Raw genomic sequence first — 14,346 nt, forward strand, 5'->3', positions numbered from 1 at the left:
GTGGAATTTGCACTTCTGCCTTTTGGCAGTACTGCCACTTCTGGAGTGTGGCTGTCGCGGCGCTGCGGCACCGCCCCGCCGGCCCCACGACCGGCGGTCCTTCCCCCCTTCCGAGGAACCCGAGGAACCCCCATGAAGCGGCACAGGCAGGCTCTTTCGGCGGCGGTCTTCGCCACCGTCGTCGCACTCGGCGCGAGCGCGTGCTCGGCGTCCGACGACGCCGTGTCGGGCGTCGCGGACCGGGGCGGCGACGGGCCGGCGGTGGACGGCGGCACCCTCAAGGTCGGCCTGGACCGGCCGTTCGCCAGGCTCGACCCGGCGGACGGCACGCTGACCCAGATGCCCGTCATGATCCTGGCCAACGCGCTGTACGACCCGCTGATGGTCAACGACGACAACGGCGTCGTGAAGCCCTACCTGGCCACGTCGTTCACGCCCGACTCCGACGCCACTGTCTGGACGCTGACGCTGCGCGAGGGCGTGACGTTCAGCGACGGCAAGCCGCTGAACGGGCAGGCCGTGGTCGACCACGTGACGCGGCTGGCCAAGCCGGAGGCCAAGTGCGGCTGCGCGGTGGACGCCGCGACCATCGGCGCGATGGCGGTGAACGGCCCCACCGAGGTCGCCTTCACCCTGAAGTCGCCGAACGCCGCCTTCCCCGCGCTGTTCACCCGCTCGCTCGGCTACGTCTCCGAGGCCCCGGTCGGCGACGCCCCGGCGATCGGCTCCGGCCCGTACACGGTGGAGAGCGTGCAGCCCGGCGTGTCGGTGACCGTCACCCGCAACCCCTCGTACTGGGGCGCCAGGGCGCATGCCGACAAGGTGGTCTACCGGGTGCTGCCGGACTCCGACACCCGGTACCAGTCGCTGCGTTCCGGCGACGCGGACGTGGCCTGGGTGGAGACGCCCGCGCAGCTCAAGCAGGCCGCCGGGGACGGGCTGCGCACCGCCACCGGCCCCAGCTCCACCTCGACGATCCTGTTCAACACGAAGGTCGCGCCGTTCGACGACCCGCGGGTGCGGCAGGCCGTGCAGTACGCGATCGACCGCGACAGCGTGGAGAAGATCGCCTACCTGGGGCAGGGCAGGGTCTCCGACGGCCCGATCGGCTCGGCCTCCGCGTACCGCGCCGCGAGCGCCTACCCGGCCCGGGACGTCGCCAAGGCCCGCGCCCTGCTCGCCGAGGCCGGCCACCCGGACCTGTCGTTCGAGTTCCTGTCCGACAGCCGCCCCGAGGGCCGGCAGCGGGCCACCGTGATCCAGCAGATGCTCGGCGAGGCCGGCATCACCATGACCATCAAGCCGCTGGACCCGGCGGCCAGCGGGACCGCCCTGATGCAACGCCAGTTCCAGGTGATGGACTTCGTCACCAGCATGTTCGGCGACACCGACACCGCGCTCAACAGCCTCTTCCCGTCCGACGCGCCGTACAACTTCACCGGCTGGCGCAACCCGGCGGTCGACCGGGCGATCGCCGAAGGCCGCGCCGCTCTGGACCCGGCCGGGCGGACCGCCGCCTACAACGAGGCGTCCAAGGTGATCGTCGAGGAGGCCCCGATGCTGTTCCTCACCGAGAACCAGGCCGGCTTCGCCGCCTCCGCGAAGGTCGGCGGCCTGCCCGACCTGTCGAAGCGCAGCGTCGTCAGCCTCTCCCCGGCCGCCCTGTGGGTGAAGCGGTGACGTCGCCCTTCCTCGGCTTCGCCGCGCGGGCCGGACGGGCGGCGGCCGTACTGCTGCTGGTCGCCGTCACCGCGCTCGCCCTGCCCCACCTGATGCCCGGCTCGCCGGCCGTCGCCGCGCTCGGGCCCACCGCGACGCCGGAGCAGATCACCGCGTTCGAGGCCGGGCTCGGCCTGGACCGCAACGTGCTGGCCGCCACCTTCGACTGGATCGGCGCGGCGCTGCACGGCGACCTCGGGCACTCGCTCGCCAACGGCGCGGCCGTCACCACCGAGCTCGCGAACCGCATCCCCGTCACGCTCGAACTGTTCGTCGCCGCCCAGCTGGTGGCGCTTGCCGTCGCGGTGCCGGTCGCGCTGGTGTCGGCGTGGCGGCCGGGCGGCGTGGTCGACCGGATCGCCACCGCCGGGGCGTTCCTCTGGCTGGCGGTGCCCGGTTTCGTGCTCGGCCTGCTGCTGATCTGGCTCACCGCCGTGCAGCTGCGGCTGCTGCCCGCCACCGGCTGGGTGCCGTTCACCGAGGACCCGGTGGAGAACCTGCGCCACCTGCTGCTGCCCGCGCTCACCCTGGGCCTGCCGGAGGCCGCCGTGTTCACCCGCACCCTGCGCGGGCAACTGCTGGACACCCTCGACCAGACCCACGTCGCCGCCGCCCGCAGCCGCGGCATGGGCGCCGCGCGGCTGCTGCTGCGCCGGGCCCTGCGGCCCTCCTCGCTGCCGCTGGTCACCCTGATCGGGATCGGGATCGGCACCTCGCTGGGCGGCTCGGTCCTGGTGGAGTCGCTGTTCGCGGTGCCGGGGGTCGGCACACTCGCCTCCGGCGCCATCAACGGCCGCGACTTCCCCGTCATCCAGGCGGTGATGGTGGTCAGCGCCGTCGGCGTGGTGCTCGCCACGCTCACGGTGGACCTGCTGTACCGCACGCTCGACCCGAGGATCGCCCATGGCCACCGTTGAGACCACCGCCGCCCGCCCGGCGCGCACCGCCCGCCGCCGCCCGCCGGCGGGTGTGCTCGCCGCGGTCGCCTGGCTGGCCGTCGTGCTGCTCGCGGCGCTGCTGCTGCCGCTGCTGCCCGGGTTCGACCCGCTGCACGGCGACTTCTCCGCGCCGTCCGCGCCGCCCGGGCCCGGGCACTGGCTGGGCACCGACGCCGGCGGGCGGGACGTGCTGCAACGCACCGTCGCCGGGGCCCGCGCCTCGTTCGCCGTCGCCGGACTGACCGTCGCGGTCGGCCTGCTGGGGGGCGGGGTGCTGGGCCTGGCCGCGGGCTGGTTCCGCGGCCCGGTGGACAAGGCCATCGGGTTCGCCACCGATCTGCTGATGTCCGTGCCCACGCTGATCCTGGTGATGATCGCGGTGTCGCTGCGCGGCCCGAGCCTGACCGTGATCGGCGCCCTGATCGGCCTGTTCACCGTCCCGGCGTTCACCCGGGTGGTGCGGGCCGTGGTCCTGGCGCTCGGCGAGCGAGGCTTCGTGCAGGCCGCCCGGATGATCGGCACCGCGCCGCTGCGGATCCTGCGCCGCGAGGTGGTGCCGCACGTCGCGCCCGCCGCGCTGACCTTCGCGTTCACCGCGACCACCGTCGCCATCGTCGCCGAGGGCTCGCTCAGCTTCCTCGGCTTCGGGCTGCGCCCGCCGCAGCCGTCCTGGGGCGGGATCATCGCCGAGGGCCGCACCACCCTGGGCAGCGCGCCGTGGATCTCGCTGGCCCCGGCCGCCGTGCTGTGCCTGACCGTCCTCGCCCTCAACTACCTCGGCGAGCACCTGCGTTCGCCCTCCCGGAAGGCAACGGTGAACCGATGACCACCCCGGTCCTGGACGTCCGCTCCTTGAACACGGCGATCCACCCGCCCGACGGCCGGCGGCTGCACATCCTGCACGACGTCGACCTGCACATCGACGCCGGGGAGTGCCTCGGCGTGGTCGGCGAGTCCGGCTCCGGCAAGTCCGTGCTCGCCCGGACGGTGCTCGGCGTGCACGCCCGCACCGTCCGCGCCGAGTCCACCGGGCAGGTGCTGCTGAACGGCGAGGACCTGCTCACCGCCGCCCCCGCCCGCCGCGCCGAACTGCTCGGCACCGGCATCGCCATGGTCCACCAGGACCCGATGACCTCGCTCAACCCGGTGGTGCGGATCGCCGACCAGGTCACCGAGTCCCTCACCAACCGCCGCCGGATGCCGCGTCGCGAACGCCTGCGCACCGCCGCCGCACTGCTCGCCGCCGTCGACGTCCCCGACCCGGCCCGCCGGGCCCGCGGCTATCCGCACGAGCTCTCCGGCGGCCTGCGCCAGCGGGTCGGCATCGCCGCCGCGCTGGCCGGCGACCCCGTTCTGCTGCTCGCCGACGAGCCCACCACCGCCCTGGACGTCACCGTCCAACGGACCGTGCTCGACCTGTTGGACCGTCACCGCGCCACCCGCGGCCTGGCCACCCTGCTGATCACCCACGACATCGGCCTGCTGTACGGGCGGGCCCGCCGGATCGCCGTCATGTACGGCGGCCGGGTGGTCGAGACCGGCCCCACCGAGGAGGTCACCGAGCGCCCCGCCCACCCCTACACGGCCGCGCTGCTGCGCTCGGTGCCCCGCGTCACCGGCCCGCTGCGCCGGGAGCTGCCGGCCATTCCCGGCTCGCCCCCGGACCTGTCCCGGCCCGTCGCCGGCTGCCCGTTCGCGCCGCGCTGCGACCGCGCCGGGTCCGTCTGCGCCACCGTCGCCCCGCCCGTCCGTGCCGCCGGGCCGGCGCACACCGCGTCCTGCCACTTCCCGCTCACCGCCGAGGCCGCCCCGGCCTCGCCGACCTCCCTGGAGCGCACCCCGTGAGCGCCACGCCCGTCGAGACCGCCCCCTCCCCCGCCGTCCTGCGGGCGACCGGCCTGGAGGTCGTCCACCGCACCCGCTCCGGCCCGCTGCACGCCGTCAGCGGCATCGACCTGGTCCTGCACGAGCGGCGCACCCTGGCCCTGGTCGGCGAGTCCGGCTCCGGGAAGAGCAGCATCGCCAAGGCCCTGCTGCGGCTGCCCGCGCCCACGGCCGGCGCCGTCACCCTGGACGGAACCGACCTGGCGTCCCTGACGACCCGTCGACTCCGGTCGATGCGGCCAAGGTTGCAGATGGTGCCGCAGGACCCGATGTCCTCGCTCAACCCGCGCCGCACCGTCCGCGGCCTGGTCGCCGAACCCCTCGACGCCCACCCGGGCCTGCTGCGCGGACGCGACCGACGCGCCGTCGTCGACGAGCAGTTGACCGCCGTCGGACTGGCCCCGGAGCTGTTCGGCGACCGCAGGCCCGACCAGCTCTCCGGCGGACAGGCCCAACGGGTGGCCGTCGCCCGCGCACTGGCCGCCGAGCCGCGGGTGCTGATCGCCGACGAGGCGGTCTCCGCGCTCGACGTCTCCGCCCAGGCCACCGTGCTCAACCTGCTGCGCCGGCTGACCGAGGAACGCGGCCTGGCGAGCCTGTTCATCACCCACGACCTGGGCGTGGTGCGGGCCGTGAGCGACGACATCGCGGTGCTCCAGCTCGGCCGGCTGTGCGAACGCGGCCCCACGGAGGCGGTGCTGGCCGCGCCCGCGCACCCGTACACGGCCGCGCTGCTGGCCGCGGTGCCCGAACCGGGCCGCCCGCTGGGCGACACCGGCCTGCTTCCGGCCGACCCGCCCTCGCCGCTCGACCCGCCGTCGGGCTGCCGGTTCCGCACCCGCTGCCCGCTGGCCGACGAGCGCTGCGCCGCCGAGCCGCCCGCCGCCCGCCCGGTCGGCCCGGGCCGCACCGTCGCCTGCCACCGGCCACTGCTCCCGGTCCGGCCGGACGCCGCCTGAGCCCGGCTCAGTGCCCGTCGCCGCCCTCGGTGCTGCCGCCGGTCAGGGCGTCCTGCCAGGCGGCCTTCGCCCCGGAGTCGCCGATCCGGTACACGTCGACGACCGCGCCGACGGCGACCGCGGCGCACAGCACGCCGGCGCCGATCCGTACGGCGGTGGAGATCCGGCGGGTGTTGGCGGTGCGGGCGGACCACCAGACAGCGACGGCGAGCAGGAACAGTCCGCCCGCCCAGGGCAGCAGGCCGTCGCCGAGTTCGGCGTGCCGGCGCACCAGCTCGTCGGACCCGACCTTGCCTTCGAGCCATTCGCCGAAGTGGCTGGTCAGCGGAACGGTGGCCAGGGTGACGAAGGCGAGCACCGGCAGCAGCAGGCCCGCGCGGCGGGCGACGGCCGGGCTGAGCGCGCACACGATCAGCGCGAGTGCGGTCAGCGGGACGAACACCACCACCAGATGAACCAGCAGTATGTGCGTGGGCAGGCCGTTGATCGTGTTCACCGGTGCAGCTCCTTCCGGCCGGCGGGCCCGGCAGCCTCCCGAGCGGGAGGCCGCCGGGCGCGCACCATAGTGGCAGCCCAACCTCTCAGTTCCCCATGAACGTCAGTTCCCCTTGAACGGCCCGGCGTTCACGCCGCCGGCGCCCGGTGGTCGAAGGCGATCAGCGGATCGCCGGTGAGCGGGTGCGCCGTGACGGCGGCCCGCACGCCGAACACCTCGGCGAGCAGCTCCGGGGTGAGCACCTCGCGCGGCGGCCCGGAGGCGACCAGGACGCCGCCGGCCAGCACGTGCAGGCGGTCGCAGACGGACGCGGCGGCGTTCAGGTCGTGCAGCGCGACCAGGGTGGTGGCGCGTTGGGCGCGCAGCAGGGCGAGCAGTTCGACCTGGTGGCGGATGTCGAGGTGGTTGGTGGGTTCGTCCAGCACCAGGACGTCGGGCTGCTGGGCGAGCGCCCGGGCCAGCAGGACGCGTTGGCGCTCGCCGCCGGAGAGTTCCGCGAAGCGACGCCCGGCGTGCCCGGCCATGCCCACCCGGTCGAGGGCTGCGGCGGTCTGCGCCCGGTCCTCGGCGCTGTCGGCGGCGAACGCCCGCTGGTGCGGAATCCGCCCCAGCGCCACCATCTGACGGACCGTCAACTCGAAGGCCTCGCCGCGCTCCTGGGGCAGCGCCGCGAGGTGGCGGGCGGCCGCGGCGCGCGGCAGGGCGGTCAGGTCGCGGTCGTCGAGCAGGACCCGGCCGGCCTTCGGCGCGAGGTGCCGGTAGACGGCGCGCAGCAGGGTGGACTTGCCGCTGCCGTTGGGCCCGATCAGGCCGGCGATCTCCCCGGCCTCGGCGACCAGGTGGACGCCCGCCACCACGTCCCGTCCGGCGAGGGCGACGTGCAGATCGTCGAGGGCGAGTCTCACCGGTTCTCCTGGCGTCGGTCGAGCAGGAACAGCAGGACGGGCGCGCCGAGCAGCGCGGTGACCACGCCGATCGGCACCTCCTGGGCGTCGAGCGCGGTGCGGGCGACGGTGTCGACGGCGGTCAGCAGCACGGCGCCGGTGAGCGCGGACAGCGGCAGCAGCCGCCGGTGGTCGCCGCCGACGAGCAGCCGGCACAGGTGCGGCACCAGCAGGCCGACGAAGCCGATCGCCCCCGACACGGCGACCAGCACGCCCGTCAACAGGCTGGTGGCGACGAAGAGTTCGCGTCGCAGCCGGTCAGGGTCGAGGCCGAGTCCGGCGGCGGTCTCGTCGCCGAGGACGAGCGCGTTCAGCGCCCGGGCGCGGGCCTGGAGGGCGATCCCGCCGAGCGCCACCGCGGCGGCCGGGACGGCGAGTTGGCTCCAGGTCGCGCCGCCGAGGCTGCCCATCAGCCAGAACAGCACGCCGCGGGTCTGCTGTTCGTCGCCGGTCTGCAGCACCAGGTAGCTGCACAGCCCGCCGAGGAACTGGCCGACGGCGATGCCCGACAGCACCAGCCGCAGCGGGGAGAACCCGCCGCCGCGCCGGGCGACCAGCCACACCAGCGCGAACGACCCCAGCGCCCCGCCGAACGCCGCCGCGGAGACGGTCAGCCCGAGCGCCCCGCCGACGCCGATGCCCAGCACGATCGCCCCGAGCGCGCCGAGCGAGGCCCCCGAGGAGACGCCGAGCAGGTACGGGTCGGCCAGCGGGTTGCGCACCAGCGCCTGGACGGCGGTGCCGACCAGCCCGAGTCCGGCCCCGACCAGCGCGGCGAGCAGGGCGCGCGGGACGCGCAGCTGCCAGACGATCAGGTCATGGGTGCTCCCCGCCCCGCCGCCCGTCAGGTGGCGGCCGACGATGCTCCACACCTCGCGGGCCGGGACGTCGACGCTGCCGAGGCAGACCGCGAGGGTGAGCGCGACCCCCAACGCGAGCAGCAGCGCCGCCGTCAGAACTCCCGCCCGGGTACGGCGGGTTCGTATGCCTCCGCCCGTCAGGACCGCCATCACCGACCGCCCCCGACCAGCTCCGGGTGGACGGTGCGGGCGATCTGCTGCACGGTGTCGGCGTTGCGGACGCCGGCGGTGGTGGTCGCCTCGGAGCCGATCCGCACGAACCGGCCCTGCTGGACGGCGGCGAGGTTCCGGGTCGCCGGGTTGGTGCGCAGGAACTGCTCGGCCTCGTCGAACGCCTTGCGGTCGGCGTCCGCGCTGCCCCGGCTGCGGACGCCGAGCTGGATCCAGTCCGGGTTCCTGGCGATCACGTCCTCCCAGCCGACCTGCTTGAAGTCGGCGTCGCAGTCGGCGAAGACGTTGCGCGCCCCGGCGAGGGCGATGATCGCGTTGGCGATCTGCTTGCGGCAGACGGCGGTCGGCTGCTTGGCGCCGGCGTCGTAGTCGAAGAAGAAGTAGCCGGGCCGCTGCGCCTCGGGCAGCCGGCCGAGCCCGACGGCGACCTCGGCGAGCTTGCTGTCCATGGCGGCGACCAGCCGGTCGGCGGCGGGGAGGGTGCCGGTGACGGCGCCGAGGCGCTTGATGTCCTGCTGGACCTCGGCGAGGTCGGTCTGCTCGTTCTTCGCGCAGGCGGTGGACAGCAGGTACATGTGCTTGATGCCGGCGGCGGCGAACTCCTGCTCGCTCGGCGGCCCGCCGGTGCCGCCCGCCCCGGCCATGGCGGCGAAACTGTCGATGTACAGGTCCGCGCCGGACCCGAGCAGCTTCTCCTTGGCGATCACGGTCTCCCCGAGCACCGGTATCGCCGTTCCCCGCTCGGCCACCTCGGCGGGCAACTGCCCTGCCCCGGGCGGGAATCCGGTCCCGATCACCCGATCGCCTGCCCCCAGTTCGAGCAGCATCTCCAACGCCGCCGCGTTGCTGGTGACGATCCGCCCGGGCGCGGCGTCGAAGCTCGTCGCCCGCCGCTGACAGTCCATCACCTTCACCGGGAACCCGGCCGTCGTCACCGCCGCCACCGACCCCCCGGGCCCGTCGCCGCCGCTCGCACAACCGGACACCAACAGGGACACGCCGGCGGCCAGACCGCACAGGACGCGTGTTCGCATGGGCCAACTCTCCTGAATCTCGACACGGGTGGTGGGGAGGTGGGGTTCACCGGTGACCGGGCCCACGTCACTCGCCCGACGGCCCGCCGCACGCACCTGGGGTGTCGGTGCGGTGGGCGGGCCCGGGGCGCGGGTTGCGGTCACATGTCAGCAGTCGTGGCGCACCGGGCCCGGGTTCCCGCGATCTTCCGGGTTCCGCGTTCCGGCGGTCAGATCCGTCCGGTGAGGGTGAACCCGGCCTCGTCGACGGCCGTGCGGACCCGGTGTTCGTCGACGTCCCCGGCGGCGGTGACGGTGACGCGCCCGGCCTTGGCGTCGGCGGTGACGGCGGTGATGCCGGGCAGTGCGGAGAGTCCGGTGCTGACGGTCCGTTCGCAGTGGCCGCAGCTCATTCCCTCGACGGCGAAGACGGCGGTGACGGCGGTGCCGGCAGTGACGGTGGCGCTGGCGGTGTTGGCGGTGCTGGTGGTGCTGGCGGCGCTGGACATGCGTGCTCCCAGGGGTGTGATCGACGATGTGCCCCCACGACACCGCACCCCGGGGCCGCGCACACCGGGACACGCGGCCGAATGCCCCCTTCGGATGGACCCGGGAACCGCACGCCCCGCCCGACCGACCCCGCCCCGGGCAGGCCGAGCCCCGGGCCCCGGGCGGGCCGAGCCCTGACATGGCGAACCCCGGCCGGGCAGCCCTGCCCGGCCGGGGTCGTGTGTCGGGTCAGCCGCAGTGCGTCCAGCCGGAGGCCCAGCGGATGCCTTCCGCGGAGCCGCCCCAGGAGATGCAGGTGTTCGCGGCGCTGATCTTCACCGGGCCGGCGTAGTACTTGTAGAAGCCGCCGTCGGGCGCGACCACCAGGTCGCTCTTGCGCTCGATCTGGACCCGGAGGTCGTACGTCCGGGTGCCGTTCGGGCTCCGGACCCAGGTGACGGCGCAGTTCGACGAGCCGTTGTAGAACAGGTAGATGTCGGCGACCGAGCCGAGGGCGTGCTGGTCGATCAGGTAGTAGCCGCTGCCGCACGCGCCGCTCGGGGTGGAGGCCGCTTCGGCCGGTGCGGCGACGGTGACCATGCCCGCGGCCATGCCCAGGACGCTGAGCGCGAGGGCCGTCGCCCGCTGTCGGATACCCATGAATCTCCTTGTCGGACAAGCCTGTTCGGATTTGCCGCAGGCACGATAGCAGCGACCAAGATCGTTCGGCCATGGCTCCGACAACGCGAAGAGGAAGAACAGGGGCGCCGGACCACCCGGCCCGGCGCCCCTGCCCGGGCCCGCTCAGGCCGCGCAGCCGGCCAGCGGGCGGTCCGCCGCCTCCGCGTCGGCGAGCTTGCGGATCAGCACGGCGCGGGCCCGGTTGACCCGGGAGCGGACGGTGCCGACCGGGCAACCCGTCAGTTCGGCGACCTCCTCGTAGGGCAGGCCGAGCAGCGCGGTCAGCACGAAGGCGTCGCGGCGTTCGGCGGGCAGCGCGTCGAGCAGTTCACCGAGCGCGATGCCCTCGTCGAAGCCGGGCTGGTGGTGGCGCTGGACCTGTTCGGCGGCGCTCTGCCAGTCGTCGGTGTCGAGCAGCCGGGGCCGGCGGGCGGCGAAGCGGAAGCGGTCGACGACGGTCCGGCGGGCGATCGACAGCAGCCAGGTCCGGGCCGAGGAGCGGCCCTCGAAGCGCGGCAGGCTGCGCAGGGCCCGCAGGTAGGTCTCCTGCGTGAGGTCGTCGGCGGCCTGGGGTTCACCGCTCAGGTGGATGACGAACCGGCGGACGTCGGGGCGGGTGGCACGCACGAACCGTTCGACGGCGGCGGGGTCGCCGGCCCGGGCGGCCAGCGCCCAGGCGGTGACGGTGGGGTCGTCGACGCGTGTCCGCGCGGTGACGGAGCGTGGCGCGGGCGGGGCAGTGAGCATCTCCGGGTGTCCTTGCTCGGGAGACGGATGCGGCCGGGTCGGGCCGCGAGGCCGGCCGGGGGCGCGCGGACGGCGCCGTCCGCGCCCGGGCGGGCGTGGCGGCGGCGAGCAGGGAGGCGTCCCCGGATGTGACGGGCCGTCAGCGGGTGACGGCGGCCACCACCGGCGGTCCCCGCGTGGCGAGGGAGTGGACGAGCAGCCGCGACCGGGGTCGGCGGGCCGTACGGCGGGGCCGGCGCCGGCGCAGCGGCGGCCGGGCGGGCCGGACGGCGTCGAGCAGCAGCAGGACGGGCGCGAACAGGCGGGCGGCGACGGTGCGGGCCAGCCCGTGCACGGCGCGTTCGCCGGCCGCCAGCCACAGGCCGAGCAGCAGCGCGGCCAGCAGGTGGGCGGCGAGCATGCCGGTGCCGCCGTGCTGCCCGGACGCCATCGCCATCCCGTGGTGCGCCGTCCCGGGCATCCCCGGCATCCCGGCCATGCCGGCCATCGTGTGCATCCCGTGCATCGCCGCTGTCGCGGGCTGGTCGGCGAGCACCACGGTCAGCCCGTCGCCGGGGACGGTCCCCGGGTCGAGGCCGGCCGCTTCGACCAGCCTGGCGGCCTGTTCGTCGGTCAGCGGCCCGGCGTTGCACAGCAGCAGCCGGGCCCACCGGGCGGCAAGCCCGTCGGTGGCGAGCCCGGCGGTGGCGGATGCGGCGGTGGCGGCCGTCGCAGCCTGGCCGAGCGAGAACAGCGCGTGCAGCGCGGCCTGGACGCCGACGGTCAGCGCGGTGACCAGCAGCGGCCCGCGTTCCCGCCGGGCGGTGAACCAGCCGAGCAGGGCCGCGCCGCCGAGCGCGCCGGCCAGGACGGGAGTGCCGACGGAGCGGCCGGACATCAGGACGTGCGCGACGGCGGCGAGCAGCACGCACCCGGCCGCGAACACCGCGGCCCGGCCTGCCCGTACTGCGCGCCCTGACTCCATGACGGGCCCATCATCACACCCTTAACACCCGCCGTATGCCACCCTCCCGTCCCTTTCCACCCGCCGGCCGGGCATGACGAGCGTCACACCCGCCACCCGGGAACCCGACGGCCCCACCGGACGACCACTGGTACGCGGAAGCCCTGCCGGACGGCTTCACAGCCTCACGACGAGAGAGCAGCCGGCAGCCGGATGCGGAACGTGGCGCCGACGGCAGCCTCCTCGATGCGGAGGGTGCCGCCGTGCAGGGTGGCGATGTCGCGGGCGATCGGCAGGCCGAGGCCCGCGCCGCCGTCGTTGCGGCTGCGGGCGTCGTCGAGGCGGGTGAAGCGTTCGAAGACCCGGTCGCGGTCGGCGGGCGGGATGCCGGGGCCGTCGTCGGTGACGTCCACGACGGCCTCGCCGGTGGCGGCGTCGCTCCGCAGCCGGACGGAGATCCGGGCGGTGGCGTGCCGTTGCGCGTTGTCGAGGAGGTTGGTGAGCAGGCGGCCGAGCCACAGCGGGTTGCCGTCGACGGTGAACGTGCCGTCGGGGGCGTCGAGTTCGACGGGGTGCGGTTGCGGGCCGCGGCCGGCGACGGTGTCGCGCAGGAGCGCGGCGAGGTCGACGGGCCCGGCCGGTCCGGGTCCGCCGGTGGTGTCGAGGCGGGCGAGCAGCAGCAGGTCGGCGGCCAGGGCCTGGAGCCGGTCGGTGTCCTGGAGCGCACCGGCCACCAGGTCGGCGCGGACGGCGGGGTCGGGGTGGGTGTGGGCGACCTCCAGTTGGGTGCGCAGCACGGCCAGTGGGCTGCGCAGTTCGTGCGAGGCGTCGGCGATGAAGCGGCGCTGGCGGGTGCCGGCGGCCTCCAGGCGGTCGAGCATGGCGTTCATGGTGCGGGCGAGGTCGGCGATCTCGTCGTCGCCGCGGGGCGCGGGGACGCGGCGTTGCAGGCCGCCTTCGCCGATCGCGGCGACTTCGGCGCGGATCGCCTCGACGGGCCGCAGGGCGCGGCCGGTGGCCCGCCAGGTGAGCAGGCCGACGGTGGCGACGAGGACGGCGCTGAGCCCGGCGAGTCCGGCGGTGGTGAGGTCCTCGGCGGTGTCGGCGGTGTGCAGCGAGGCCCCGACCCGGACGGTGACGGGGCCGGCGGGCGTCCCGGCGGTGACGGTGGTGACGCGCTGGCGGTGCTGGAGTCCCCAGGCGGCCAGGTCGGTGCTGTCAGTACTGGCGGTGCTGTCGGTCCGGTCGGCGCTGTCGGTCCGGTCGGCGCTGTCGGTCCGGTCGCCGGTGCCGGGCAGCGCGGGTCGGCCGGGCAGCGCGGGTCGGCCGGCCAGGTTGGGGCTGGCGGCGAGGACCCGCCCGGCGGCGTCGGTGACCTGGACGAAGTCGGTGCCCTGGCCGAGCGTCACCTGCGCGGGCAGCCGGCCGTCCTCGGCGAGCCGGGCGACGGCGCGGGCCTGTTCGCGGGCCTCGGCCTCGACGGTGTGCTCCAGGTTGACCCGCAGGACCAGCAGCACGGCGGCGGAGGCGACGGCCATCACGACGGCGACGCCGACGCAGGCGGCGAGCGTGGTGCGGGTGCGGACGGTGCGCGGCGCGAGTCGGGCGGCGATCCGCCCGACCGGGCGCCCGACCCGCCGCACCGGACGCCGGCCGGCCACCGTCGGCCGCCCGTCAGCCACCGTCGGCCGCCAGCCGGTAGCCCGCGCCGCGCACGGTCTGCACGGCGGCCCGGCCGAACGGGGCGTCGATCTTCCGGCGCAGCGCGCTGATGTGCACCTCGACGGTGTTGGGGTCGCTGTCCGGTCCGCTGTCCCAGACCTGTTCGAGGATCTCCCGCTTGGAGACGGCGTCGCCGGGCCGCCGGGCGAGGTGGTCGAGCAGTGCGAACTCGCGGGGCGTCAGGGCGACGGCGGTGCCGGCCCGGGTGCAGGTGCGGGCGGCGGAGTCGACGACCAGGTCGCCTAGGACGGTGCGCTGCGGGGCGCGGCTGCCGATCCGGCGGGCGAGGGCGCGCAGGCGGGCGACCAGGACGACGAACGAGAACGGCTTCGACAGGTAGTCGTCGGCACCGGTGTCGAGCGCCTCGGCCTCGTCCCACTCGCCGTCCTTGGCGGTCAGCATCAGGATTCCGGCGTCGCTGCCGGCGGCCCGCAGCCGCGCGCAGACCCGGTAGCCGTTCAGGCCCGGCAGCATGATGTCGAGGATGATCACGTCGTAGGAGTGTTCGGTCGCCCGCGCCAGGCCGGTCAGGCCGTCGTGGACGATCTCGACGTCGAAGCCCTCGACCTCCAGGCCGTGCTTGATCGCCAGGGCGAGCCGCTGTTCGTCCTCCACCACCAGTACGCGCATGCCCCCAGCCTCGCAGGTCCGCCGGGCGCGAAGCTGAAGGGGTCTTCAGGTCTTCAGCAACCCTTCAGCTCGGCCCGGCCATGCTGCTGACCGGCCGCGCCGCCGACCGGCCGCGCGTGCCGTGCTGCTGCCGACAGAGAGGGGTGCCGC

Annotated in this window: 15 protein-coding genes; 5 read left to right on the top strand and 10 right to left on the bottom strand. The window is 75.3% G+C overall.

Going from position 1 to position 14,346, the window contains the following annotated elements; all coding sequences use genetic code 11:
• Positions 1-132: 132 nt before the first annotated feature.
• Genes ACFV4P_RS28240 through ACFV4P_RS28260 form a run of 5 tightly spaced genes read left to right on the top strand, consistent with a single transcriptional unit; the run spans position 133 to position 5,500 of the window.
• Entirely contained in the window at positions 133-1,680 is a 1,548-nt protein-coding gene (locus ACFV4P_RS28240; RefSeq protein ID WP_380475766.1) for an ABC transporter substrate-binding protein, read from the top strand.
• On the top strand, positions 1,677-2,636 hold the full coding sequence (locus tag ACFV4P_RS28245) for an ABC transporter permease (protein ID WP_380475768.1): 960 nt from the start codon (positions 1,677-1,679) through the stop codon (positions 2,634-2,636). Before ACFV4P_RS28240 ends, ACFV4P_RS28245 begins: the two co-directional genes overlap by 4 nt.
• Positions 2,623-3,483, top strand: coding sequence for an ABC transporter permease (locus ACFV4P_RS28250; protein ID WP_380475771.1), 861 nt, complete (start codon positions 2,623-2,625; stop codon positions 3,481-3,483). The genes ACFV4P_RS28245 and ACFV4P_RS28250 overlap by 14 nt, the downstream gene beginning before the upstream one ends.
• Positions 3,480-4,502, top strand: coding sequence for an ABC transporter ATP-binding protein (locus ACFV4P_RS28255; RefSeq protein WP_380475773.1), 1,023 nt, complete (start codon positions 3,480-3,482; stop codon positions 4,500-4,502). Before ACFV4P_RS28250 ends, ACFV4P_RS28255 begins: the two co-directional genes overlap by 4 nt.
• On the top strand, positions 4,499-5,500 hold the full coding sequence (locus ACFV4P_RS28260) for an ABC transporter ATP-binding protein (RefSeq protein ID WP_380475776.1): 1,002 nt from the start codon (positions 4,499-4,501) through the stop codon (positions 5,498-5,500). Before ACFV4P_RS28255 ends, ACFV4P_RS28260 begins: the two co-directional genes overlap by 4 nt.
• A 7-nt stretch (positions 5,501-5,507) precedes the next feature.
• On the opposite strand, the gene ACFV4P_RS28265 is transcribed toward ACFV4P_RS28260, so the two are convergent.
• From ACFV4P_RS28265 to ACFV4P_RS28310, 10 genes are all read right to left on the bottom strand, one after another.
• Positions 5,508-5,996 (bottom strand): DUF2231 domain-containing protein, encoded by a 489-nt coding sequence (locus ACFV4P_RS28265; RefSeq protein ID WP_380475779.1) that lies wholly within the window; start codon positions 5,994-5,996, stop codon positions 5,508-5,510.
• Between the two features lie 128 nt (positions 5,997-6,124).
• Positions 6,125-6,901, bottom strand: coding sequence for an ABC transporter ATP-binding protein (locus ACFV4P_RS28270; RefSeq protein WP_380475782.1), 777 nt, complete (start codon positions 6,899-6,901; stop codon positions 6,125-6,127).
• Positions 6,898-7,950, bottom strand: a complete 1,053-nt coding sequence (locus tag ACFV4P_RS28275; RefSeq protein ID WP_380475785.1) for a FecCD family ABC transporter permease — start codon at positions 7,948-7,950, stop codon at positions 6,898-6,900. Before ACFV4P_RS28275 ends, ACFV4P_RS28270 begins: the two co-directional genes overlap by 4 nt.
• Positions 7,950-9,005, bottom strand: a complete 1,056-nt coding sequence (locus ACFV4P_RS28280; RefSeq protein WP_380475788.1) for an ABC transporter substrate-binding protein — start codon at positions 9,003-9,005, stop codon at positions 7,950-7,952. The genes ACFV4P_RS28275 and ACFV4P_RS28280 overlap by 1 nt, the downstream gene beginning before the upstream one ends.
• A 209-nt stretch (positions 9,006-9,214) precedes the next feature.
• The gene (locus tag ACFV4P_RS28285) at positions 9,215-9,493 is read right to left on the bottom strand and encodes a heavy-metal-associated domain-containing protein (protein WP_380475790.1); all 279 of its coding nucleotides are present in this window, start codon (positions 9,491-9,493) and stop codon (positions 9,215-9,217) included.
• A gap of 229 nt (positions 9,494-9,722) precedes the next feature.
• Positions 9,723-10,133, bottom strand: a complete 411-nt coding sequence (locus ACFV4P_RS28290; protein WP_380475792.1) for a hypothetical protein — start codon at positions 10,131-10,133, stop codon at positions 9,723-9,725.
• Between the two features lie 144 nt (positions 10,134-10,277).
• The gene (locus ACFV4P_RS28295; RefSeq protein WP_380475795.1) at positions 10,278-10,901 is read right to left on the bottom strand and encodes a sigma-70 family RNA polymerase sigma factor; all 624 of its coding nucleotides are present in this window, start codon (positions 10,899-10,901) and stop codon (positions 10,278-10,280) included.
• A gap of 139 nt (positions 10,902-11,040) precedes the next feature.
• Positions 11,041-11,865, bottom strand: a complete 825-nt coding sequence (locus ACFV4P_RS28300; protein ID WP_380475798.1) for a hypothetical protein — start codon at positions 11,863-11,865, stop codon at positions 11,041-11,043.
• Positions 11,866-12,029: 164 nt separating this feature from the next.
• Entirely contained in the window at positions 12,030-13,526 is a 1,497-nt protein-coding gene (locus ACFV4P_RS28305) for an ATP-binding protein (protein WP_380475800.1), read from the bottom strand.
• Positions 13,519-14,196 (bottom strand): response regulator transcription factor, encoded by a 678-nt coding sequence (locus tag ACFV4P_RS28310; RefSeq protein ID WP_073810446.1) that lies wholly within the window; start codon positions 14,194-14,196, stop codon positions 13,519-13,521. Before ACFV4P_RS28310 ends, ACFV4P_RS28305 begins: the two co-directional genes overlap by 8 nt.
• Positions 14,197-14,346 lie beyond the last annotated feature (150 nt).

Origin of the sequence: Kitasatospora sp. NPDC059795, from assembly GCF_042732175.1 — a bacterium.
Classification (GTDB): domain Bacteria; phylum Actinomycetota; class Actinomycetes; order Streptomycetales; family Streptomycetaceae; genus Kitasatospora.

Excerpts from the sequence above, each read along its gene's own strand:
- ACFV4P_RS28295 (WP_380475795.1), bottom strand. The coding sequence starts at position 10,901 with ATGCTCACTGCCCCGCCCGCGCCACGCTCCGTCACCGCGCGGACACGC.
- ACFV4P_RS28285 (WP_380475790.1), bottom strand. The coding sequence starts at position 9,493 with ATGTCCAGCGCCGCCAGCACCACCAGCACCGCCAACACCGCCAGCGCC.
- ACFV4P_RS28290 (WP_380475792.1), bottom strand. The coding sequence starts at position 10,133 with ATGGGTATCCGACAGCGGGCGACGGCCCTCGCGCTCAGCGTCCTGGGC.
- ACFV4P_RS28300 (WP_380475798.1), bottom strand. The coding sequence starts at position 11,865 with ATGGAGTCAGGGCGCGCAGTACGGGCAGGCCGGGCCGCGGTGTTCGCG.
- ACFV4P_RS28310 (WP_073810446.1), bottom strand. The coding sequence starts at position 14,196 with ATGCGCGTACTGGTGGTGGAGGACGAACAGCGGCTCGCCCTGGCGATC.
- ACFV4P_RS28240 (WP_380475766.1), top strand. The coding sequence starts at position 133 with ATGAAGCGGCACAGGCAGGCTCTTTCGGCGGCGGTCTTCGCCACCGTC.
- ACFV4P_RS28280 (WP_380475788.1), bottom strand. The coding sequence starts at position 9,005 with ATGCGAACACGCGTCCTGTGCGGTCTGGCCGCCGGCGTGTCCCTGTTG.
- ACFV4P_RS28255 (WP_380475773.1), top strand. The coding sequence starts at position 3,480 with ATGACCACCCCGGTCCTGGACGTCCGCTCCTTGAACACGGCGATCCAC.
- ACFV4P_RS28275 (WP_380475785.1), bottom strand. The coding sequence starts at position 7,950 with ATGGCGGTCCTGACGGGCGGAGGCATACGAACCCGCCGTACCCGGGCG.
- ACFV4P_RS28250 (WP_380475771.1), top strand. The coding sequence starts at position 2,623 with ATGGCCACCGTTGAGACCACCGCCGCCCGCCCGGCGCGCACCGCCCGC.